This is a genomic window from Cohnella hongkongensis (assembly GCF_042654645.1).
GTDB classification, from domain to species: domain Bacteria; phylum Bacillota; class Bacilli; order Paenibacillales; family Paenibacillaceae; genus Cohnella; species Cohnella hongkongensis.
The window spans coordinates 160,127-178,862 of record NZ_JBHSEP010000004.1; the positions used below are offsets into that span (position 1 = coordinate 160,127).

The window sequence follows — 18,736 nt, forward strand, 5'->3', positions numbered from 1 at the left end:
CCATGCACAGCAGTCAACGCATCCTGGTCGTGGGAAGCGCCAACGCGGACGTCATTCTGCATGTTCCCCGAAACCCCGTCAGCGGAGAATCCCTGCTCGTGCGCGATCGTCTGAACGGATTAGGGGGCAAAGGCTCGAACAGGGCCGTAGCTCTGTCCCGTCTGGGAGCCGATATGCAGTTCAGCTGCAAGATCGGAAGAGATACACAAGGCGATATTCTCTTGTCCGCCTACGAGCGGGAGAATATCGCCCCGGACCTGATTTTCTACGACGAGCAGACGGGTACGGGCACCGCCTACGTTCTAGTCGAAGAGAACGGCAACAATACGATCCTGTCTTACATGGGAGCCAACGAAACCTATACCCGGAATGACCTGGACAAGCTGCTCTCCGCCATGCCTCGATTCGGCTATTTGTCTCTGGAACTGGAGATCAGTCTTCCGGTTGTGGAAGAGCTGCTCTCGGAGGCCCGGGCGTGCGGCGTGCATGCCATTGTCGATGCCGGACCCGCGAGATCCGTTCCCCTCGGCCTGTTCCGCGGCGCACTCGTGCTAAGTCCGAACGAGGTCGAGGCGGCGGAGCTTACGGGGATCGCGATAACTAGCGACAGGGAAGCGCGGCAGGCTTGCGTCAAGCTCTACGAATCCGGCTGCCGCAACGTCATTTTGAAGCTGGGCGCGCAAGGCGCGATGCTGTATGACGGCCAGGAGTTCATCCGTTTTCCCGCTTATCGCGGGGCGGGGGAAGCGGTGGATACGACGGCGGCGGGAGACTGCTTCATGGCGGCTTTGACCTTCGGGCTGTCGAGAGGGATGGACATGCACGGCAGCATCCGCTACGCCAACGTGGCCGCAGCCATATCCGTCACCCGTCCGGGAGCGATAGACGCGCTGCCGTCCCGGGAAGAAGTGGATCGTCTCTATGCCAGATCGCTAGAGGAGGAATCGTAAATGGATGCCAAGGTGGCCTTGTCGATTATGTGCGCCGATCCGCTGAACTTGGGCGAAGCTCTGGACGAGATTCGGCTCTCGGGCGCCCATTACGTCCACGCGGACGTGATGGACGGCACTTTCGTGAACAATATTACGCTTGGGTTCGATCAGATCGGAAGAATGGCGGAGACATCGGCCGTTCCCGTCGAGGTTCATTTGATGGTGGGCAATCTGGACGTGGCGCTGAACGAGGTTCTGCTTACGGCGTGTACCCATGTTTCCTTCCATATCGAGGCGACGAGCCAGCCGGTCAAATATTTGACGCAAATCCGGCAGGCGGGCAAGCGGGCTGGCATTGCGATGAATCCGCACGCTTCCCCGGAATTTCTGGCCAACATCGCGCCCTATGTGGACTACGTGCTCGTCATGACCGTGGAGCCCGGCTTTGCCGGGCAGAAATTTCTGGAGGGCAGCGCTCCGAAAATCGGAAGAATCCGCGAGCTGATCGGCCCCGATAAGGATATCGTCGTGGACGGCAATATCGGATCCGATACGGCTTCGCTCTGCAGAAGCTATGGCGCCAACGTATTCGTTTTGGGCACGACGGCCGCCTATTCGGACAAGCATGTGGACATGGACAAGCTGAATAGGTTCCGACAGGCGATCGGCTTGAAGCCGGATTAGGACGTCTGTTCATTTGCCCCAAACGTCAGATGAGAATTGTAAGATTCGGCAACGGACGTTCAGGACTCGGGCAGCTTCTTCAATCCTGCCGCATACAACGGACCTTGCACCAGAATGGTTGTGAGGGTTCGCGCCATTTCCTCGGGCGACTCTTGCCTGCCGCTCTCCAGCCATTGTTGAATCACGCCGATGTGCGCCGATCCTACGTACGTAGCAAAATACTTTGCCGGAACGAGGCACTCTTCTTCATGGATCAGCACGTCCGTGCTTTTCCCCAGCATCGTCTCTTGCATGAACGCTTTGATCTTGATCTGAAAGGACATGTCTCCCTTTGGTCCCAACGCCGCTTTCATGAATCGGCTGTGCCCGTTCATGAAAGCGAAGAGGGCTGCAACGAACGGATAAATCGCCAATCGGGACGGGGACTGCTGCAGTTCCGTTTTTAACGATGGAAAAATCCTCTTCGCAATGTCGGACATCCCGACCATGATCTCTTCTTCGCATTTGGCCATCAGGTCGTATTTGTCCTGATAATGGGCGTAGAACGTGCCGCGGTTAATTCTGGCCCGCGTCGTAATGTCTTTGACTGTCACCGCTTCGAAACCCTTCTCTTCAATCAATTCCACCAGCGCGTCCCGAATCGCCTGTTTGCTGCGGACCACCCTCAGATCGGTCGTGTTCCCGCTCATCCGAATCCCTCCCGATATTCCCGAAAATTTAACCCGACACCTTGACCGGATGTGTTCGTTAACCGACACATTCGTCATTATTGCTCATTGAAGCCTTGCTTGCCCCGCATCATAATAATCCACAAGGTGTTCATTAAATTATAAATCCGTAGTTGGGGGGGAGACAAGATGTCCAAACACCTGGACTAGGACTACGTTAAAGTCAGGCGAATACGAAGCCCCATATAAAGGGCAACATGGCGAAACAAGCCGAGCTGACAGCATTAATCGTTCGACAGCACGTGTTGTCCGCTCTTTTTTGGTGCCGGAATTCATGGAGGCGGAGTGCCTGCGGTGAATTTGAATGAGCGTCGGACGATGATGGCGATCTTTTATGTGCTCTGCACGTAGACGCGTTACAAGAACGGAGGAAAATGATGAGCAGAACCAAAGTGCCATCACGGAAGGGACGAGCAGCCAAGCTGCTCCTTATCGCGTTGGCAATCCTGTTGATGAACGGCATGCCCCTCCTGCTGCCGGCCGACTGGGGGAGCCGCGCTTATGCGGCGGAGTACTATACGATCGACACGATCGCCGGAACGGGCGCACCGGGCTTCTCCGGAGACGGAGGGCCGGCAGCTTCGGCCCATTTCAACAACGTGTACCACGTTGCCGTAGACGCAGCCGGAAATCTGTATTTTACGGATTCGGATAATCATGTGATTCGGAAGGTGGATACGTCCGGCATCATCACGACGGCAGCCGGAAGGCCCGGAGTCGAGGCGAACTGGAGCATCCCTTCGGGGGACGGCGGACCGGCGACTTCGGCTACATTGCGATACCCTGGGGGCGTGACCTTCGATAGCGCAGGGAATATGTACATAACGGAAATCGGCTACGAGCGCGTACGCAAGGTGGATACGAACGGCATCATCAGCACGGTGGCCGGCTCGAGCACGGGCGGTCAGGGCTATGCCGGCGACGGCGGACCGGCGACAGCGGCCCTGCTGAACCGTCCGGTGGATGTTGCCGTGGACAGCGCCGGCAATTTATATATCGCGGAAATTTTTAATCATACCATTCGGAAAGTGGATCAAACGACAGGCATCATCACCACGGTAGTCGGGACGGGAGTTGCCGGTTTCTCGGGCGACGGCGGACCGGCGAATTTGGCGCAGTTGAATACTCCGTATTCCATTGACTTTGACGACAGCGGGAATCTGTACATCGCGGACCGCAATAACAATCGGGTGCGGAAAGTAGATACGTCCGGGAACATCAGTACGGTGGCCGGGGCGGGAGTCGCCGGCTATTCCGGCGACGGAGGTCCGGCGACGGCGGCCCGTATGAATAGCCCGATCGGACTCACCGTAGACGACGACGGAACGCTGTACGTCGCGGAGAACGGCAATCACATCGTTCGGAAAATAAGTCCGACCGGCATCATCACGACCGTTGCCGGGACCGGCGCTTTCGGCGATTCCGGTGACGGCGGACCGGCGAAATCGGCGCAATTGCGCGGCCCTCTCGGGATCGATCTCGATCATAACGGCAACCTGTATGTGGCGGACCGCGGCAACCACAAGATCAAAAAGCTTGAAGCGGTTACCCACACGGTCGCGTTCGATAAGAACGGCGGGGATACGGAGGCGACTCCCTCGACCTTAAGCGTGACGGACGACGAGACGGTGGCGGCCCTCCCCGCGCCGCCGACCCGTCCCGGCTATGCGTTCGCGGGATGGAATACGCAGCCGACTGGCGGCGGAACCGTCTTCGACGATACGACCGTCGTGAACGGAGATGTGACCGTATACGCCCAGTGGAGTCTGAATCCTCCCCATGCTCCCGCCAATCTCAGGGCTTCACCCGGAAACGGCCAAGCGACTTTGGCCTGGGACAGCGTCGCGTCAGCCGTCTATTACAGCCTTTATATCGGCACTGCATCCGGTGCGTACGACCCCTTGCCGTTGACCACGGTGACGGGAGCGACCTACACGGCGACGGGTCTTGTCAACGATACGACTTATTATTTCGCGGTGAAGGCGCACAACGCCCTAGGAGTCAGCGGATTTTCGAACGAGGCGAGCGCGACGCCGCGCGCTCCGAATTCATCGTCTCCGTCGACGCCGGGCTCCGATTCCGACTCCGGACGGTCCGCGATTCAAGTCGTTGACGGCAACGGCGGATCTCTCGTATCGAATGCCTATATCGTCCGTTCGTCCGCCAGCGACGGACGCCGGCAAGCGGCGGTCGAACTGACGAAAGAGCAGGCGGCCCGAGCGATCGACAAGCTCAAGCCGCTCGGTTCCGATTTCGCGAAGATGCTCATACCGGACGAAGATAACGGGGACGTCGAGTTGGTCGTGACGATCCCGAAGGCTTCGGCCGGCCTACTGTCCGAAAGCAAGATCCGGATGGAGATTTCCGCGACGCGGGCGCGTGTCGTCATTCCGGATACAACGTTCGAAGGGGGGACGGACGGGCTTCGTTTCCGCATCGAACCGGTCAAGGAAAAAGACCTTGAATCGATCGAAAGGCTGGCAACGATGGATCCGCTCGTACGCGAAGCCGCGAGAGGCGGCACGTTGGAAACCGTCGGCCGTCCGATGACGATCGGATCGAACGCGACCGGCGGCGGATATGAGGCGATTTTGCCGCTGACCGGTGCGCCGCTCAGCGACGAACAGCTGAAGAGAGTCGCGGTCTTCGCGTTGTATGACGACGGCACGAAGGAGCTGGCGAGAGGAAGCATCGTCCCCTATGACGGAGAAGATCGGCTTGGGATCCGCTTTCCCGTCACCGCCGGCAAGACGGGCACGTTTGCCGTCATCCGTTGGATGAATCCGGAGCATCAAGCGTTTCTGTTCGGTTATGCCGACGGGACGTTCGGTCCGGACCGGAACGTAACCCGCGCGGAAATCGCCGCGATGCTGGTCAGGGTGTTCGACCGGAATGAGGACGCGGCGCCTGGAGATTTCCCGGACGTAGGGGATGGGCATTGGGCGAAGGCGTACATCGACCGCGCCTCCGGCATGAGCCTCATGATCGGATATCCCGACGGCAGCTTCAAGCCGGACGCGACGATCACGCGGGCGGAGATGGCGAGCGCGATCGCCCCGTTGCTGCCCGAAGCAACGGGCGCAAGCGCGGGATTTGCCGATACCGAAGGAAGCTGGGCGCAAGCCGTCATCGAGCAAGCGAATGCGGCAGGTATCGTATACGGGTATGAGGACGGCACGTTCCGCCCGAATTCGATGCTGACCCGCGCCGAGGCGGTCACGATGATCGGCAGGCTGCTGGGCCGCGGGCCGCTGATCGGAGCGCCGCAGCAATGGCCGGACGTCACGCAAGCCCACTGGGCATACGGCTATATCCAGGAAGCATCCATGGACCATTCCTACGAGAAGCAGCAGGACGGCACGGAGAAGTTCATTCCGGAACCGTAACGCAAGGCGGGGAACATACGGAGAGATTGGGACACGCCGTACGCCAAAGTGTGCCGCCGGCGGGGAGCAGCGGGCGGAAATGGGTGTAAATCAGATCATAGAATGCGGGATTGGAGCCTCCCTCATCCGCGGTTTGACCGAATCGAAGTTCGGCCCCCGGGAATATGCGTCCAGCGCCCAAGGAGCCGTCCAGTTGAAGCGGATGCTGCAGACGAGGCAATTTATCAATCCGTAGGATCGTGCTGTGGAGGGAAGGGCGGCGAATGCCAGTACACGGCTTTATTCATGCGCCAGAGGAGGTAAGGGTCAGTGAATGCGGCAACGCCTATGCCGCACTTCTGCAGCTCCCGACGAGGGAGCCCATCCGGCGAATTAAAGACGGGGCTGTCCCTAAGGTCAAAAGCTCACCTGAGGGACAGCCCCGTAAATCTGATAGATCGAGCACCGGTTCTCCGAAGGCCCATGAACGGAGGCATGAACGGAGGGCGTTGCTCGAAAAAGTAGAACCTATGCTAAGTGACACTCCGCCCATCAGGAGCCGTCTGCTTTATAATCGTTATAGGCTTCCCATTGCCTCTTTAATCTCTTAAGAAAGCCTCTTTGCTTTTTTTCGTGGTTCAAGGTCCGTAAATACTGCATCAGCAGACGGTATCTCTGCTCGTCATCGTGACTTTGCTTGCGGATTTCTTTCAGAGCGTCTTCATGCACGGCGATTCCACCTCGTCATAGCTAACGGAGTGGAATTTATTATAGCTTACAAAACTCGACACAATCTGAACAATACGCCGGAGAGCCTGCTTACGGACTCACGAGAATGTAATGAATATCCTCCGCCATCCATGCGCCGTCGATGTAACGCACCATGATCATGCGCTCGACGTTCATGCCTCCGGCATCGCGCGGGCTCTCGAATTGACGGATGTAGCCGTGGCCTTCCCCTTGGTAGAAGAAAGTATCGGGCTTGGAGACGAACTCGTGCTTCGTGGAAACGCCGTTTCTCTGAATGAGCTTGTTGATGTACGAATTCGTAAAATAAGGCCGGAAATGGGTACGGATTTGCTTGTAAGCGGACAGATCGGCCGACTCGTTGGCGGCTTTGACCAGCGCGTTGACCCGTGAGGCGGCAATCGCCGGGAATTTCTTTCCGTATTGCGTGGCAATGACGACCTTGCGATCGCCGAGCGAAGCGGTAGCCGTGCCAGTCGAGGCTTCCCAGGAGACGGCGCCTCCCAGCGTCTGGGCGACGAAACGGAGCGGAACGTACGTAACGCCTCCCTCCAGCCGGGCGCGGGCGTCCAGCAAAATGCTTTCCCCGTTAATCGTGACGGAGTCCGAATGAATCGGCAGAATGATTTCGGTGTCTTCCTTCGTTATCGTAGCGGTGAACGTCGACTGACTCCACTCCACGGCCGCTCCCAACGATTCGGAAACGGCGCGCAAAGGTATCAAGGTGCGTCCCTGAACATATTTTCCTTGAACCTGGGTGACCGTCTGCTTCTGTGCCGAGATCTGACCCGCAAAGACCGAGAGCAGCATGGAAGAAGCCAGCAGAACCGCCGCAGGTTTTTTCGTCATGGTGTTTCCTCCGAAATGTATGTCGATGAATCGATATACAGTTGGACGCCGAGCCGGGACGAAAAGTTGCGTGTCGGCTCGGGACGGCCGCAGGGCGGCGAATCCCGCTAGCCCAATTGCACGGTGAACGAGGTCGTCTCCCCGGCAACGCTCTTCGCCTGAATTGTGCCCCTGTGCTGTAGCTCGTGCGAGGCATCGGCGATGAATCTTTTCTGCTTGTCGAACGCCTCGCGGACCGGAGCGATCGACCTGCTGGCGAAGGAGACGGAGCGTTCACCTCCCTATCCTGAGCCTCCCGCATCGTCTCCATGCGAATTAGCCGAGCCATCGGCGCTCAGGTGGGCTATAATCGAAGGGAGCGCGACAGATTTTCAGAAGAATGGAGAAGACTTCCTTATGAACCCGATTCGCAATTCGGCCAAAGCCGTCATTATTCGCAACGACCGTCTGCTGTTGACCAAGAACAAGGATGACGAGGGATTTTTCTATCTGTTCCCGGGAGGCGGACAGGAGAAGGGGGAAGAATTAAAAGATGCCGTCGTCCGCGAGTGCATCGAGGAAATCGGACAAGAGGTCGAAGTGGAAGAGCTGCTGTTCGTTCGGGAGTATATCGGCAGAAATCACCAATTCGCCGAGCGGGACGGCGATATCCACCAGGTCGAATTTTATTTCCGCTGCCGACTGGCGTCTCCGGAAGTCGAGATCGGCAACGGAGGCAGTCCGGACGAGCATCAAGTCGGAGCGGAATGGATTCCGCTTGACCGGCTCGATGACATCCGGATGTATCCGAGCGCTTTGGGCGGGAAAATCAGGCAAGGGATATTCAGTCCCTGTTATGTAGGAGATACCCGGTAATCAAGAGGCCGTCCGCCCCTTGATTTCTCGTTCTCCTCCAGCCGTCTTCCGCCCCCTCGTCCCATCTCCGCTCGCCCCGACCGGCTTCATGCGGAAACGTCTGATCCCTCCTCTAAAAACAGAATCGGAAAGTCGCTTTCGTTCGCGTTTTTGCGTCCATAAATTGTGAAAATTCCACATAAAGTTTGCACTTTTTGACGAATGATTTGCACTATATTTGCACTATATAAATATTTATTTGCATTAATCCGCTTAAGATCTTAAAATACTGAAATATCAATGCGGAAAATTTGTTGATTTTCTACAAATTTAGTGAAAAACCCGGGAGGAAGGAAATGGGCAAGATCAAGATAGGCATTGTCGGATATGGCAACCTGGGCAAGGGCGTCGAGAAAGCGCTCGCCCAAAATCAAGACATGGAGCTGGTCGCCGTCTTTACGCGCCGTCAGCCGGAGCAATTGGCTGCGGGCGGCGTGAAGTTCGAGCACGTCTCGGCTGCGGAGCAGTACAAAGGCGTCATCGACGCGATGATTCTGTGCGGCGGCTCGGCCACGGATTTGCCGGAGCAGACTCCGGCGTTCGCGCGCCTGTTCAATACGGTGGACAGCTTCGATACCCATGCGAAAATTCCGGAGTTCTACGAGACGGTCGATGCCGCGGCTCGGCAAGGCGGCCGTCTGAGTGTGATCTCGACCGGATGGGATCCGGGCCTGTTTTCGCTGAATCGGCTGCTGGCTCAATCGATTCTTCCGGAAGGCACCGATTATACGTTCTGGGGCAAGGGCGTCAGTCAGGGCCACTCCGACGCGATTCGCCGCGTGCCGGGCGTTAAAGCCGGCGTTCAATACACCGTGCCCGTTCAATCGGCGATCGAACGGATTCGCTCGGGCGAGACGCCGGATCTGACGACCCGCGAGAAGCATCTTCGTCAATGCTTCGTCGTCGCGGAGGAGGGCGCCGATCAGGAAGCGATCCGCCAGGCGATCGTCTCGATGCCCAATTATTTCTCGGATTACGACACGACGGTGACGTTTATTACCGAGGAGCAGCTGCAGGCCGAGCATCAAGGAATGCCTCATGGCGGCTTCGTCATCCGCAGCGGCGTGACCGGAGAGAACACGAAGCAAATAATCGAATTCGGGCTGAAGCTTGAAAGCAATCCCGAATTTACCGCCAGCGTGCTGGTCGCCTATGCGAGAGCGGCCGTCCGCCTGAGCCGGGAAGGTCAAACCGGAGCGAAGACGGTGTTCGACATTCCGTTCGCCTACTTGTCTCCGAAATCCGGCGCAGAGCTGCGTCGAGAGCTGCTGTAGTCCCGCCTTAAGGCAAATAAGGCAGAGGTTATCGGCTGCAAAAAAATCTTTTATTGGAATTAGACAGCATAATTGATTAAAATTTGTAGCGATAATGCAAAAAAGTGTAAAAAATCATTCAAAAACTGCAAACGGCGCCGCGCAAGCCCCGCCGTTCAGTCTAAAGGAGCGTCTATACTTGACTACAGTTCTGGAAAGGCAGCAGGCAGCAAGAGATTACGTTCAGTCGGTCTACGAGACGGTGATCAACCGCAACCAGGGAGAGCGCGAGTTTTTCCAAGCGGTTAAAGAAATTCTCGATTCTCTGATTCCCGTCTTCGAAGTCAGCCCGCACTACATCGAGCACCGTATTCTGGAGCGGATCACCGAGCCGGAGCGCGTCGTCTACTTCCGTGTTCCCTGGCTCGACGACAAAGGCGTGCCGCAAGTCAATCGCGGCTTCCGCGTCCAATTCAACAGCGCTCTCGGCCCTTACAAGGGCGGCCTCCGGTTTCATCCTTCCGTTAATGCGAGCATTATCAAGTTCCTCGGCTTCGAGCAGATTTTCAAGAACTCTCTGACCGGTCAGCCAATCGGCGGGGGCAAAGGCGGCTCCGACTTCGATCCGAAAGGCAAATCGGAGCAGGAAGTGATGCGCTTCACGCAAAGCTTCATGACGGAGCTGTACCGTTATATCGGCCCGGACATCGATGTGCCGGCCGGCGACATCGGCGTGGGCGCCCGCGAAATCGGCTATATGTTCGGCCAGTACAAGCGGATTAGAAGCGGCAACGAGGCCGGCGTTCTGACGGGCAAGGGGCTGCTCTACGGGGGCAGTCTGGCGCGGAAGGAAGCGACGGGCTACGGCTGCGTCTACTTCGTGAACGAGATGCTGCAGGCGAAGGGGCTCAGCTTCGAAGGAAGCACGGTCGTCGTATCCGGTTCGGGCAACGTGTCTATCTACGCGATCGAGAAGGCGCAGCAGCTTGGCGCAAAAATCGTGGCGTGCAGCGATTCCAACGGCTACATCTACGACCCGAACGGCATCGATCTGGATCTGGTGAAGCAGCTGAAGGAAGTCGAGCGCAAGCGGATTAGCGAGTATGTGGTTACGCATCCTCACGCCGTCTATACGCCGGGCTGCGAAGGCATCTGGTCGATTCCGTGCGATATCGCCCTTCCTTGCGCGACGCAGAACGAGATCGACGAGAAATCCGCCGAGCTGCTCGTGAAGAACGGCGTCAAAGCGATCGGCGAAGGCGCCAACATGCCTTCGACGCTGGCGGCGATCGACGTGTTCCTGAACAACGGCGTCCTGTTCGGACCGGCCAAGGCGGCCAACGCCGGCGGCGTGGCGGTCTCCTCGCTGGAGATGTCCCAGAACAGCATGCGCTTGTCCTGGACGTTCGAGGAAGTCGACAGCAAGCTGCACGACATTATGCGCAACATCTACCGTCACAGCGTCGAGGCGGCTGAGAAATACGGCCATCCGGGCAACCTGGTCGTCGGCGCCAACATCGCAGGCTTCGTCAGAGTCGCCGACGCGATGATCGCCCAAGGCGTCGTGTAAGAAGCGTTTCCGATGCCGGCAAGCTCGGGCTTGCCGGATGAAGCGGCCATGGATTCCATGGGCCGCTTTTTTTGTTCGTGCTTCAGAAAGTATAAAATTCGTTATCCTTATCTGAATCACCTCCGGTTAGCGGAGAACTTTCGGTCCAATGCCATTGGGTAAAAAAGGCTAGGGATATATACCCAGTCGTAGTATGATTGGACAGGTGAAGTTAAACTAGGCAAAGGACGTGCAACAAGAATGGAACGCTTCTTCGGATTATGCGCATTACTTATTGTCATCCTGTACGGCTCGCAAGCGCTGAGCGGAGAGATCGACGACGCTTATCAGCTGAAAGCCGTCGTAGCCGCTTACTCGACCGTGAACGACAGCGAGAGCGCCGACGACGGGTTTGGCGGACTGCTGGAGGCGAGTGTCGGAGAATACAGCAAGGCGGATCTCGTAGCCGCGATGGAGATGCTGGGGCCTTCCGTCAAGAAGATGGACGCCAAGACGAAGCGGGAGATGGCGCTGGCGTTCGGCGAGACGGATCTGAGATATCATCTGAAATTCAAGTCGGGCCAATTCGTGGCCCCTTCTCTTGATCTCTCGACTAACCTGCTGTACAACTTCTCGTATATCGTCAACGCGCCCTCCAAGCTGCTGCACAACATCAAGACGGACATTGCGATCGAGCGGGACTATTTCTCGAACGCCGGTACGCTGAGCCGCGGGATCGGCGCCGGGATGAAGGCCGTCTTTATCTTCTGGGACATCCTGTACGCGATATCCGGCATCGGGATCGCCCTCGTAATGCTGCTGCTGGGCAGCGTCGTCGGCCTGCTGTTCCATCCGATCCACAGCGTCGTCAATCTGATTCCCGCACTTTGGAACGCATGCGTCACGCTCTGGCACGCGATTGCTTACCTCTTTAACCTGTTTAGATAGCCGGGAGCTCGGCACCCGGACCGATAGGGCGCCATTGCCAAAAGGGTCATTCCCGATCGTCGTGAAACCGACGATGGGAATGACCCTTTGCCGTTACCGGGGCTGGCTTACTTCTTCAAGCTTTCCCACGTGCTTTGGAACGCTTCGAGCATCTGCTCCTTGGACAGCTGTCCGCCCACATAGCCCTGCATGGAGTCGCCGAACTTTTTGCTGGACGCCTCGCCTTGCGGGAACTTGAACCAGTTCCAGGAGAGAACCTTGCCTTCCTGGTTGTATTTCATAATGTCGCTGGCCAGCGCGCCGAGATCTTCTTCCGATGCGGAGATTGTCGTCAGCGCCGGGATGAACTTGAATTCTTTGGTGATATAGCTCTTGCCCGTCTCCGAGGTGACCATCCAGTTCAGGAACGCTTTCGCTTCTTCCTTCACCGGGGAGTTCTTGTTGACAACCCAGTTGTTCGGAACGCCGACGAACAGCTTGTCGTTAGCCTCTGCGTCTTCTCCGATCGGCATCGGCAGGAAGCCGATGTTGATGTCCGGATTCGTCTTGGAGATTTGCACCTGCGTCCAGTTGCCCTGCTGCGTCATGGCCGCCTTGCCGGTGGCGAACTCCGTCACCTGCGTGTTGTAGTCGGTCTGCAGCGGATTTTTGCCGCCGTATTTCACGGTCAAGTCGAACAGCTTCGTCCAGTTGTCGAACACTTCGTTGCCGGGAATTTTTTGGCTGCCGTCGTTCAGGCCGGAGATAAACGCGTTCGGATCGGCTTGATAAGCGAACGGCAGGTTAACGAAGTGGTTGCCGAGCACCCACCATTCTCCGTAGCCGTTAATGAACGGGGTAATGCCTTTGTCCTGAAGCTTCTTCGCCGCGTCCTCCAGCTGGGACAGCGTCTTCGGCAGCTCGGTGATGCCGGCTTGGGCGAACAGATCCTTGTTGTAGATGAAGCCGTAGCCTTCCACCCCGATCGGCATGCCGTACAGCTTGCCGTCGTGCGTCATCGGCTCGTCGGTGCCCTTGACCAGATCCTTCACCCAAGGCTGATCGGACAGATCCTCGAGGTTCTCCAGCCACAGGTCCAGATCGGAGAAGCCGCCGTTGTTGAAGATGTCGGGCTTGTCGCCGGAGTTGAACTTCGCTTTCAGCGCGGCTCCGTAGTCGGCTCCGCCCCCGACGGTCTCGATCTGGATCTTCACGCCGGTTTCCTTCTCGTATTCGTTCACGAGATTCTGCAGCTGTTCGGCGATCTCGACCTTGAACTGGAACATCTTGATCGTCACGTTTTTCTTGGGCGACTCGTTGGCCGGAGCGGTTCCGGTCGCGCCCGGCGTATTCGCGGCGTTGTCGTTGGAAGCGCCGCATCCCGAAAGAACGGCGGTTAGCGCCAGAGCGGCCGACATGAGCATCATGGATCTTTTCTTCATCAAAGTGATCCTCCCTTATAATGTCTTTACTGTAACAATTTTAATTTTATTGAATTAACATCAAGCTAAACACCGAGAAAATTGAACGATTAGGGGGAACTTATTGTCATGGCTCCCGGCTCGCGCCGCCGCTTACCCTTTCACCGATCCGGCGGTAATTCCCTCGATGATGTGTCTCTGCATGCCCAGGAAGAAGGCGATGATCGGCAGCACGCCGAGCGTCAGAGCCGCCAGGGCCAGATCCCACTGCTTCGTATATTGACCGAAGAAGGAATACGTTGCAAGCGGTATCGTGCGCGTCTCCGGCCCGCTAATGATGAGCAAGGGCAGCAGGAAGTCGTTCCAGATCCACAAGCTGTTCAGCAGGACGATAGTGACGGTGATCGGCTTCAGCAGCGGGAAGATGATGCGCCAGAACAGGCCGAACACGGAGCAGCCGTCGACGATGGCCGCTTCCTCGATCTCTACGGGGATCGACTTGACGAAGCCGTGGTACAGGAACAGATTCAGCGATACGCCGAACCCGAAGTAGCAGATGACGACGCCCCACATCTCGTTCAGGAAGCCGATCATGCCGGCCAGCTTCACCAGAGGAATCATGATCGACTCGAACGGGATAATCATCGCCGAGACGAACAGCAGGAACAGCAGCTGGTTCACCCGCGTATTGTTGCGAACCATGCGGTAGGCGGCCATCGAGCTGATGACGACGAGGCCGATGTTGCTGGCGACGGTAATGATCAGGGAGTTCAGGAACACCTTGGGGAAATTCATGATATCCCACACCTGCTCATAATTTTGAAGGCTGAAGCTCCTCGGCAGGCTGGTCGTATCCACGAGAATCTCCGCGAAGGGCTTGAACGAGTTGGTCAGCACGAAGTAGAACGGAACCAGGAAGACGATCGCCAGCAGGATGCCCAGCACTTCCAGTGAGAACAGCCGGGCCGTATAGCGCTTGTGGGCTTCCATCAGGATTCCACCTCCCTTTTCTTGGTCAAGGTGACTTGGAGGATCGTGATCAGCGCAACGATCAGGAAGAAGATGACCGCCTTGGCGCTGCCGAGCCCGAGCGCGTTGTTGCGGAACGCTTCCTGATAGATGTTCAGCGATACCGACTCCGTAGAGTTGAACGGACCGCCCTTGGTCAGCGACATGATCAGGTCGAACACCTTAAAGCCCCAGGAGAGCGTCAGGAACAGGCAGACGGTGATGGCCGGCATGATGAGCGGCAGCGTGATCTTGTACAGCATCTGCCCTCTGTTCGCTCCGTCGATCCGCGCCGCCTCGATCAGATCCTTCGGCACGTTGGACAAGCCGGCGATATAAATGACCATCACATAGCCGGCGCCCTTCCATACGGTGACGATAATCAGCCCCCAGAAGGCGGTCGGCGCGTCGCCGAGCCACGGGAGATTGAAGAACGCCAGACCGGTCAGCTCGCCGATCGAAGCGAAGCCTTTAACGAAAATAAAGCTCCAGATAAACCCGAGCAGCAAGCCGCCGATCACGTTCGGCATAAAGAAGATCGTGCGCAGAACGTTACGCAGCTTCAGCGACTGCGTAAGCAGCAGCGCCAGCAGGAAGCCGACGACGTTCGTCAGCAGCACGCTGACGATGGCGTAACGGAACGTGAACAGGAAAGACTTGTAGTAATCCGGATCGTTGAACATAATTTTTTTATAATTCTCGATCCCGATCCATGTTACTGTTGTGCTAACCCCGTTCCATTCCGTGAAGGAATAGTACAGACTCATGAAGAACGGGATGACCAGAATCAGCGTGAAAAAAAGAACGGCAGGCCCGATAAACAAGAGCTGATGAAGCTTTCTCTGACGGGCGTTTTCCATGGCGGTTTCCCCCCTGAGCGCGCAGCGCGTAGCGATTATGACCCCAGTATATCGATGTGAGCTCGGGGCTCCCACTGACTCTAATGATCAAAGAGGTGGAATTTATTGATCTTTACCAGTATCCGCACGAAGATGATGCTGTTTCTGCTGGCCGCCACGCTGATTCCGATTCTCGCCTCGATTGTCATCACCTACAGCTTGACGACAAGCAAGGTGACGAAGGAAACTTTAAAGAGCAACGCCGATCTGCTGTTTCAGGGAAAGACGAACTTGCTCAACTATATGAACGCGGCCCAGCAGACGACTTTTATTTTCTACAACGACAATCGGCTGTTCACCATTCTGGAGGACGGAATCAAGGACTACAAGGACGATCAGGAGCTCTACCGCGGCCTGCTGCTGCTGAGCTATTCCGCGAAGGACTTCGAGCAGGCGCATCTGTATCTCAAGAAGAGCGACCAGCACTATCTCATCATTAACAACCGCTCGAAGAGAAGCTTTGCGGGCCGAGACGGCCGATTCATCCCCGAAGGCCTGTCCCGCGGCAACTCGTACGTCGAGCCTCCCCATCCGGTGAAGAAGTTCGGGAGGACCGATATTCCGACGACCAACGCGGACCAGGTGCTGACCGTTCACAGCTCGCTGTATTACTTGGCGGCGAAGGAGGAGCTCGGCACGCTGTCGATCGACCTTCGTCTGGACGGCATACGAGCCATCGTCGAACAGCTGTACACCGTCGGCCGAGAGGAGCTGTACATCATCGACCACAACCGGGCGCTCATCTACAGCTCCCTCGAACGCAGCGGCGGGCAGCCGCTTCGGGCGGACTGGGTCGAGCGGGTGATGGAGGCGGAAGGGCGGAGCGGCAACTTCTCTCTGAATCAGGATGGCTTCTCGGGGGAAATTGTATACGATAAAATGGAAACTCCGTTTCTGAACTGGACGCTGGTGAAGCGAATTCCTAACGAGACGCTGCATCAGACCGCGCGCGAGGTCGCGCAGTTCAACAGCGGAGTCGCCGTTCTGTTCCTGATTCTGACGTTGGCGGCGACCGTGCTGATTACATTCTCGCTGACGGCGCCGATCAAGAAGCTGATTCGCAACATGAACCAGATTCAGAGCGGCAATCTTCAGGTGACGGTGGACGTCGACCGGAAGGACGAGTTCGGCATTCTGGCCCGCCGGTTCCAGCTGGCGATGGATACCATCAACCAGATGATCATTCGCGAATACGAGCTTGAGCTGGCCCGCAAGACAAGCGAGCTGAACGTGCTGCAGGCGCAGACGAATCCCCATTTCATCAATAACGCCCTGCAGTCGATCGGGACGCTGTCTCTGCAGAAGCAGCAGCCGGACATTTATCGCCTGATCTTTTCGTTGGGGAAAATGATGCGCTACAGCATGAATACGGGGGAGCCGATCGTCTCTCTGGAGCGGGAGCTGGACTATGTCAAAGCCTATGTCTCCCTTCAGCGCCAGCGGTTCGGGGAGCAGCTTCGGTATATCGTGGAAGTGGAAGAGGCTCTGCTGAGCCGGCCCGTCCCGAAGATGATCCTTCAGCCGCTCGTCGAAAATTATTTCAAGCACGGATTTGACGCGGCGGCGAACGACGCCGAGATCGCGATTTACGGAACGAGGTCCGCCGAACTCGGATGGATGAGGCTGGAGGTCTGCGACAACGGCAAAGGATTGAACGCTGCGGAACTGAGGGCGCTGCAGCAGAAGCTGAGATACGCGAGGAGCGTTGGGGAAGCCGGGGAATCGGGCATCGGATTGCCCAACATCATGTCCCGCTTGAAGCTATACTACAACGAATCGGCCAGGCTGGAGATAAGACCGGGCAAGGCGGGAGGATTAAGCGTCGTGCTGTGGATTCCGATCGATGGGGAGGAAGACGGGGATGAGAGCGCTGATCGTTGATGACGAACGGCATGTGCGGGAAGCGATCCGGCTGCTGGTGAACTGGGGAACGTACGGTATTGAAGATGTGCTCGAGGCGCAGGACGTGGATTCGGCGATCGAGCGGATCGGCGAGGACCGCCCTCAGATCGTATTTACGGACATGATCATGCCCGGGAAGCCGGGCACCGAGCTGCTCTCCTGGATAGGCGAGCATGCGCCGCAGATCAAGGTGATCGTCATCAGCGGACACGACGACTTCGACTTCGTGCGCAAGACGGTTCTATACGGGGGAATGGACTACATTCTGAAGCCGATCGACCCCGAGCAGCTGAATCAGGCGGTCGCCAAGGCGGTGGCGAGCCGCATGCAGGAGGAGGAAGGCACGAAGCAGGAACAGCGCAAGGCGATGGAGATCAATCAGCTGCGGCCGGTATATTGGGACAAGATTCTGACGAATCTGGTGGAGGATCCGTCCTATTATTCTTCGATTGCGGAGACGCTGCGCACCGAATTCGGGCTGTCGAAGGACGACAAGCTCTGCCGGGTGGCGGTGCTGGCGACGGACACGATCCATCCGGCGATTCGCAGCAAGTTCTCCGGCAGCGAGGATCTGCTGTATTTCTCGCTTCTGAACATCTGCAACGAGTTTGTCCGCAAGCACCGCCGCGGCGTCGCGTTCCGTCACGAGAACGGGGCTGTCGTCCTTCTGCTCTGGAAGCAGACCGGCGAAGCCGCCGCGCTGCTGGACACGGTCAACGGCGGCATCCGCCAGTCGTTCGGCAGCACTCTGGAGTTCGGTCTGGGAGGGGAGGGGGCGCTGCCGGCCGGGATCAAGCAATCTTATCACGAGGCCAACATCGTGCTGCGGCAGCGCAACATGCGCGCGGCCCGGCCGCGAATCCGCTGCTACGATCCGGACGAGAACCCGCGTCTGTCCGCGATTCATCTGTCCGAATTCGAGGACCGCATGCGCACGGCGGTTCGAAGCGGCCAGGAGCAGCCGGTCAAGGACGTCGTTCGGCTCTGGAGGAATCAGGTCGAGCGGATGAGCTATATCAATACGGAGCAGCTGGAGCTGTGGAACCACGAATATAACGTTATTCGCGCGCGATGGCTGAAGGAGCTGTTCGGGGACCTGCCCGCGGCTCCGGCGCGGCCGTCCGAGAACGTGTTTACGACCGTTCCCGTAGACCAGGAGGGCTGCCTGCAGGTGGCCAAGCTTGCCGAAGGGCTGGAGCAGGATTTGCTGCGGCTGGCCCGGCAGTGGGTGGAGCACCAGCGGCAGGACGAGCATGTCATCTTCGAGATTGTCAAATATATCGATTCCCGCTATGCGGAGGAGATTACGCTGCAGGATTTGGCCGAGCGCTTCTTCCTCAGCCGGGAGTATATCTCCCGCAAGTTCAAGCAGCAGTTCGGCGAGAACCTCTCGGACTACATCGAGCGCGTGCGGATGGAGAAGGCCAAGCTGCTGCTGATGAACCCGCAGTACCGCATCGCGCAGGTTGCGGAGCTGGTCGGATACAGGGACGAGAAATATTTCAGCAAAGTGTTCAAGAAGCTGGAGGGCTTGTCGCCCAACGAGTATCGGAAGCGGGAGAGGTGAGGTCCGTCCGG

14 protein-coding genes are annotated in these 18,736 nt (G+C 57.4%); 9 read left to right on the top strand and 5 right to left on the bottom strand.

Annotated elements, in window-relative coordinates; translation table 11 throughout:
* Positions 1 to 2: 2 nt before the first annotated feature.
* Both ACFO3S_RS08075 and ACFO3S_RS08080 read left to right on the top strand, forming a co-directional pair.
* A complete protein-coding gene (locus ACFO3S_RS08075; protein WP_378094197.1) occupies positions 3 to 950 on the top strand; it encodes a ribokinase in 948 nt (315 codons plus the stop codon).
* Positions 951 to 1,616 (top strand): ribulose-phosphate 3-epimerase, encoded by a 666-nt coding sequence (locus tag ACFO3S_RS08080; RefSeq protein ID WP_378094199.1) that lies wholly within the window; start codon positions 951 to 953, stop codon positions 1,614 to 1,616. It abuts the gene before it with no gap.
* A 59-nt stretch (positions 1,617 to 1,675) separates the two neighbouring features.
* Here ACFO3S_RS08080 and ACFO3S_RS08085 read toward each other — a convergent pair whose 3' ends face one another.
* Entirely contained in the window at positions 1,676 to 2,305 is a 630-nt protein-coding gene (locus ACFO3S_RS08085) for a TetR/AcrR family transcriptional regulator (RefSeq protein ID WP_378094201.1), read from the bottom strand.
* Between the two features lie 416 nt (positions 2,306 to 2,721).
* On the opposite strand from ACFO3S_RS08085, the gene ACFO3S_RS08090 reads away from it, so the two are divergent.
* Positions 2,722 to 5,730 (top strand): NHL domain-containing protein, encoded by a 3,009-nt coding sequence (locus ACFO3S_RS08090; RefSeq protein WP_378094203.1) that lies wholly within the window; start codon positions 2,722 to 2,724, stop codon positions 5,728 to 5,730.
* A gap of 798 nt (positions 5,731 to 6,528) precedes the next feature.
* Here ACFO3S_RS08090 and ACFO3S_RS08095 read toward each other — a convergent pair.
* Positions 6,529 to 7,305: a copper amine oxidase N-terminal domain-containing protein gene (locus ACFO3S_RS08095; protein ID WP_378094205.1), complete on the bottom strand. Its 777-nt coding sequence runs from the start codon at positions 7,303 to 7,305 to the stop codon at positions 6,529 to 6,531.
* Positions 7,306 to 7,701: 396 nt separating this feature from the next.
* Here ACFO3S_RS08095 and ACFO3S_RS08100 point away from each other — a divergent pair, with 396 nt between their 5' ends.
* From ACFO3S_RS08100 to ACFO3S_RS08115, 4 genes are all read left to right on the top strand, one after another.
* Positions 7,702 to 8,160: an NUDIX domain-containing protein gene (locus ACFO3S_RS08100; protein WP_378094207.1), complete on the top strand. Its 459-nt coding sequence runs from the start codon at positions 7,702 to 7,704 to the stop codon at positions 8,158 to 8,160.
* A 335-nt stretch (positions 8,161 to 8,495) separates the two neighbouring features.
* On the top strand, positions 8,496 to 9,473 hold the full coding sequence (locus ACFO3S_RS08105; RefSeq protein WP_378094209.1) for a diaminopimelate dehydrogenase: 978 nt from the start codon (positions 8,496 to 8,498) through the stop codon (positions 9,471 to 9,473).
* A gap of 178 nt (positions 9,474 to 9,651) precedes the next feature.
* Positions 9,652 to 11,022 (top strand): NADP-specific glutamate dehydrogenase, encoded by a 1,371-nt coding sequence (gene gdhA / locus ACFO3S_RS08110; protein WP_378094211.1) that lies wholly within the window; start codon positions 9,652 to 9,654, stop codon positions 11,020 to 11,022.
* 240 nt (positions 11,023 to 11,262) lie between these two features.
* Positions 11,263 to 11,949, top strand: coding sequence for a hypothetical protein (locus tag ACFO3S_RS08115; protein ID WP_378094213.1), 687 nt, complete (start codon positions 11,263 to 11,265; stop codon positions 11,947 to 11,949).
* A gap of 107 nt (positions 11,950 to 12,056) precedes the next feature.
* Here ACFO3S_RS08115 and ACFO3S_RS08120 read toward each other — a convergent pair whose 3' ends face one another.
* The 3 genes from ACFO3S_RS08120 to ACFO3S_RS08130 form a co-directional block, all read right to left on the bottom strand.
* A complete protein-coding gene (locus tag ACFO3S_RS08120; RefSeq protein WP_378094215.1) occupies positions 12,057 to 13,370 on the bottom strand; it encodes an ABC transporter substrate-binding protein in 1,314 nt (437 codons plus the stop codon).
* Positions 13,371 to 13,502: 132 nt separating this feature from the next.
* Positions 13,503 to 14,339, bottom strand: a complete 837-nt coding sequence (locus ACFO3S_RS08125) for a carbohydrate ABC transporter permease (protein WP_378094217.1) — start codon at positions 14,337 to 14,339, stop codon at positions 13,503 to 13,505.
* Positions 14,339 to 15,217: a carbohydrate ABC transporter permease gene (locus ACFO3S_RS08130; protein WP_378094219.1), complete on the bottom strand. Its 879-nt coding sequence runs from the start codon at positions 15,215 to 15,217 to the stop codon at positions 14,339 to 14,341. Before ACFO3S_RS08130 ends, ACFO3S_RS08125 begins: the two co-directional genes overlap by 1 nt.
* A 105-nt stretch (positions 15,218 to 15,322) precedes the next feature.
* Here ACFO3S_RS08130 and ACFO3S_RS08135 point away from each other — a divergent pair, with 105 nt between their 5' ends.
* Complete coding sequence (locus ACFO3S_RS08135) at positions 15,323 to 17,137, top strand: sensor histidine kinase (protein WP_378094221.1); 1,815 nt, start codon at positions 15,323 to 15,325, stop codon at positions 17,135 to 17,137.
* Entirely contained in the window at positions 17,118 to 18,725 is a 1,608-nt protein-coding gene (locus ACFO3S_RS08140; protein WP_378094223.1) for a response regulator, read from the top strand. Before ACFO3S_RS08135 ends, ACFO3S_RS08140 begins: the two co-directional genes overlap by 20 nt.
* Positions 18,726 to 18,736: the final 11 nt, after the last annotated feature.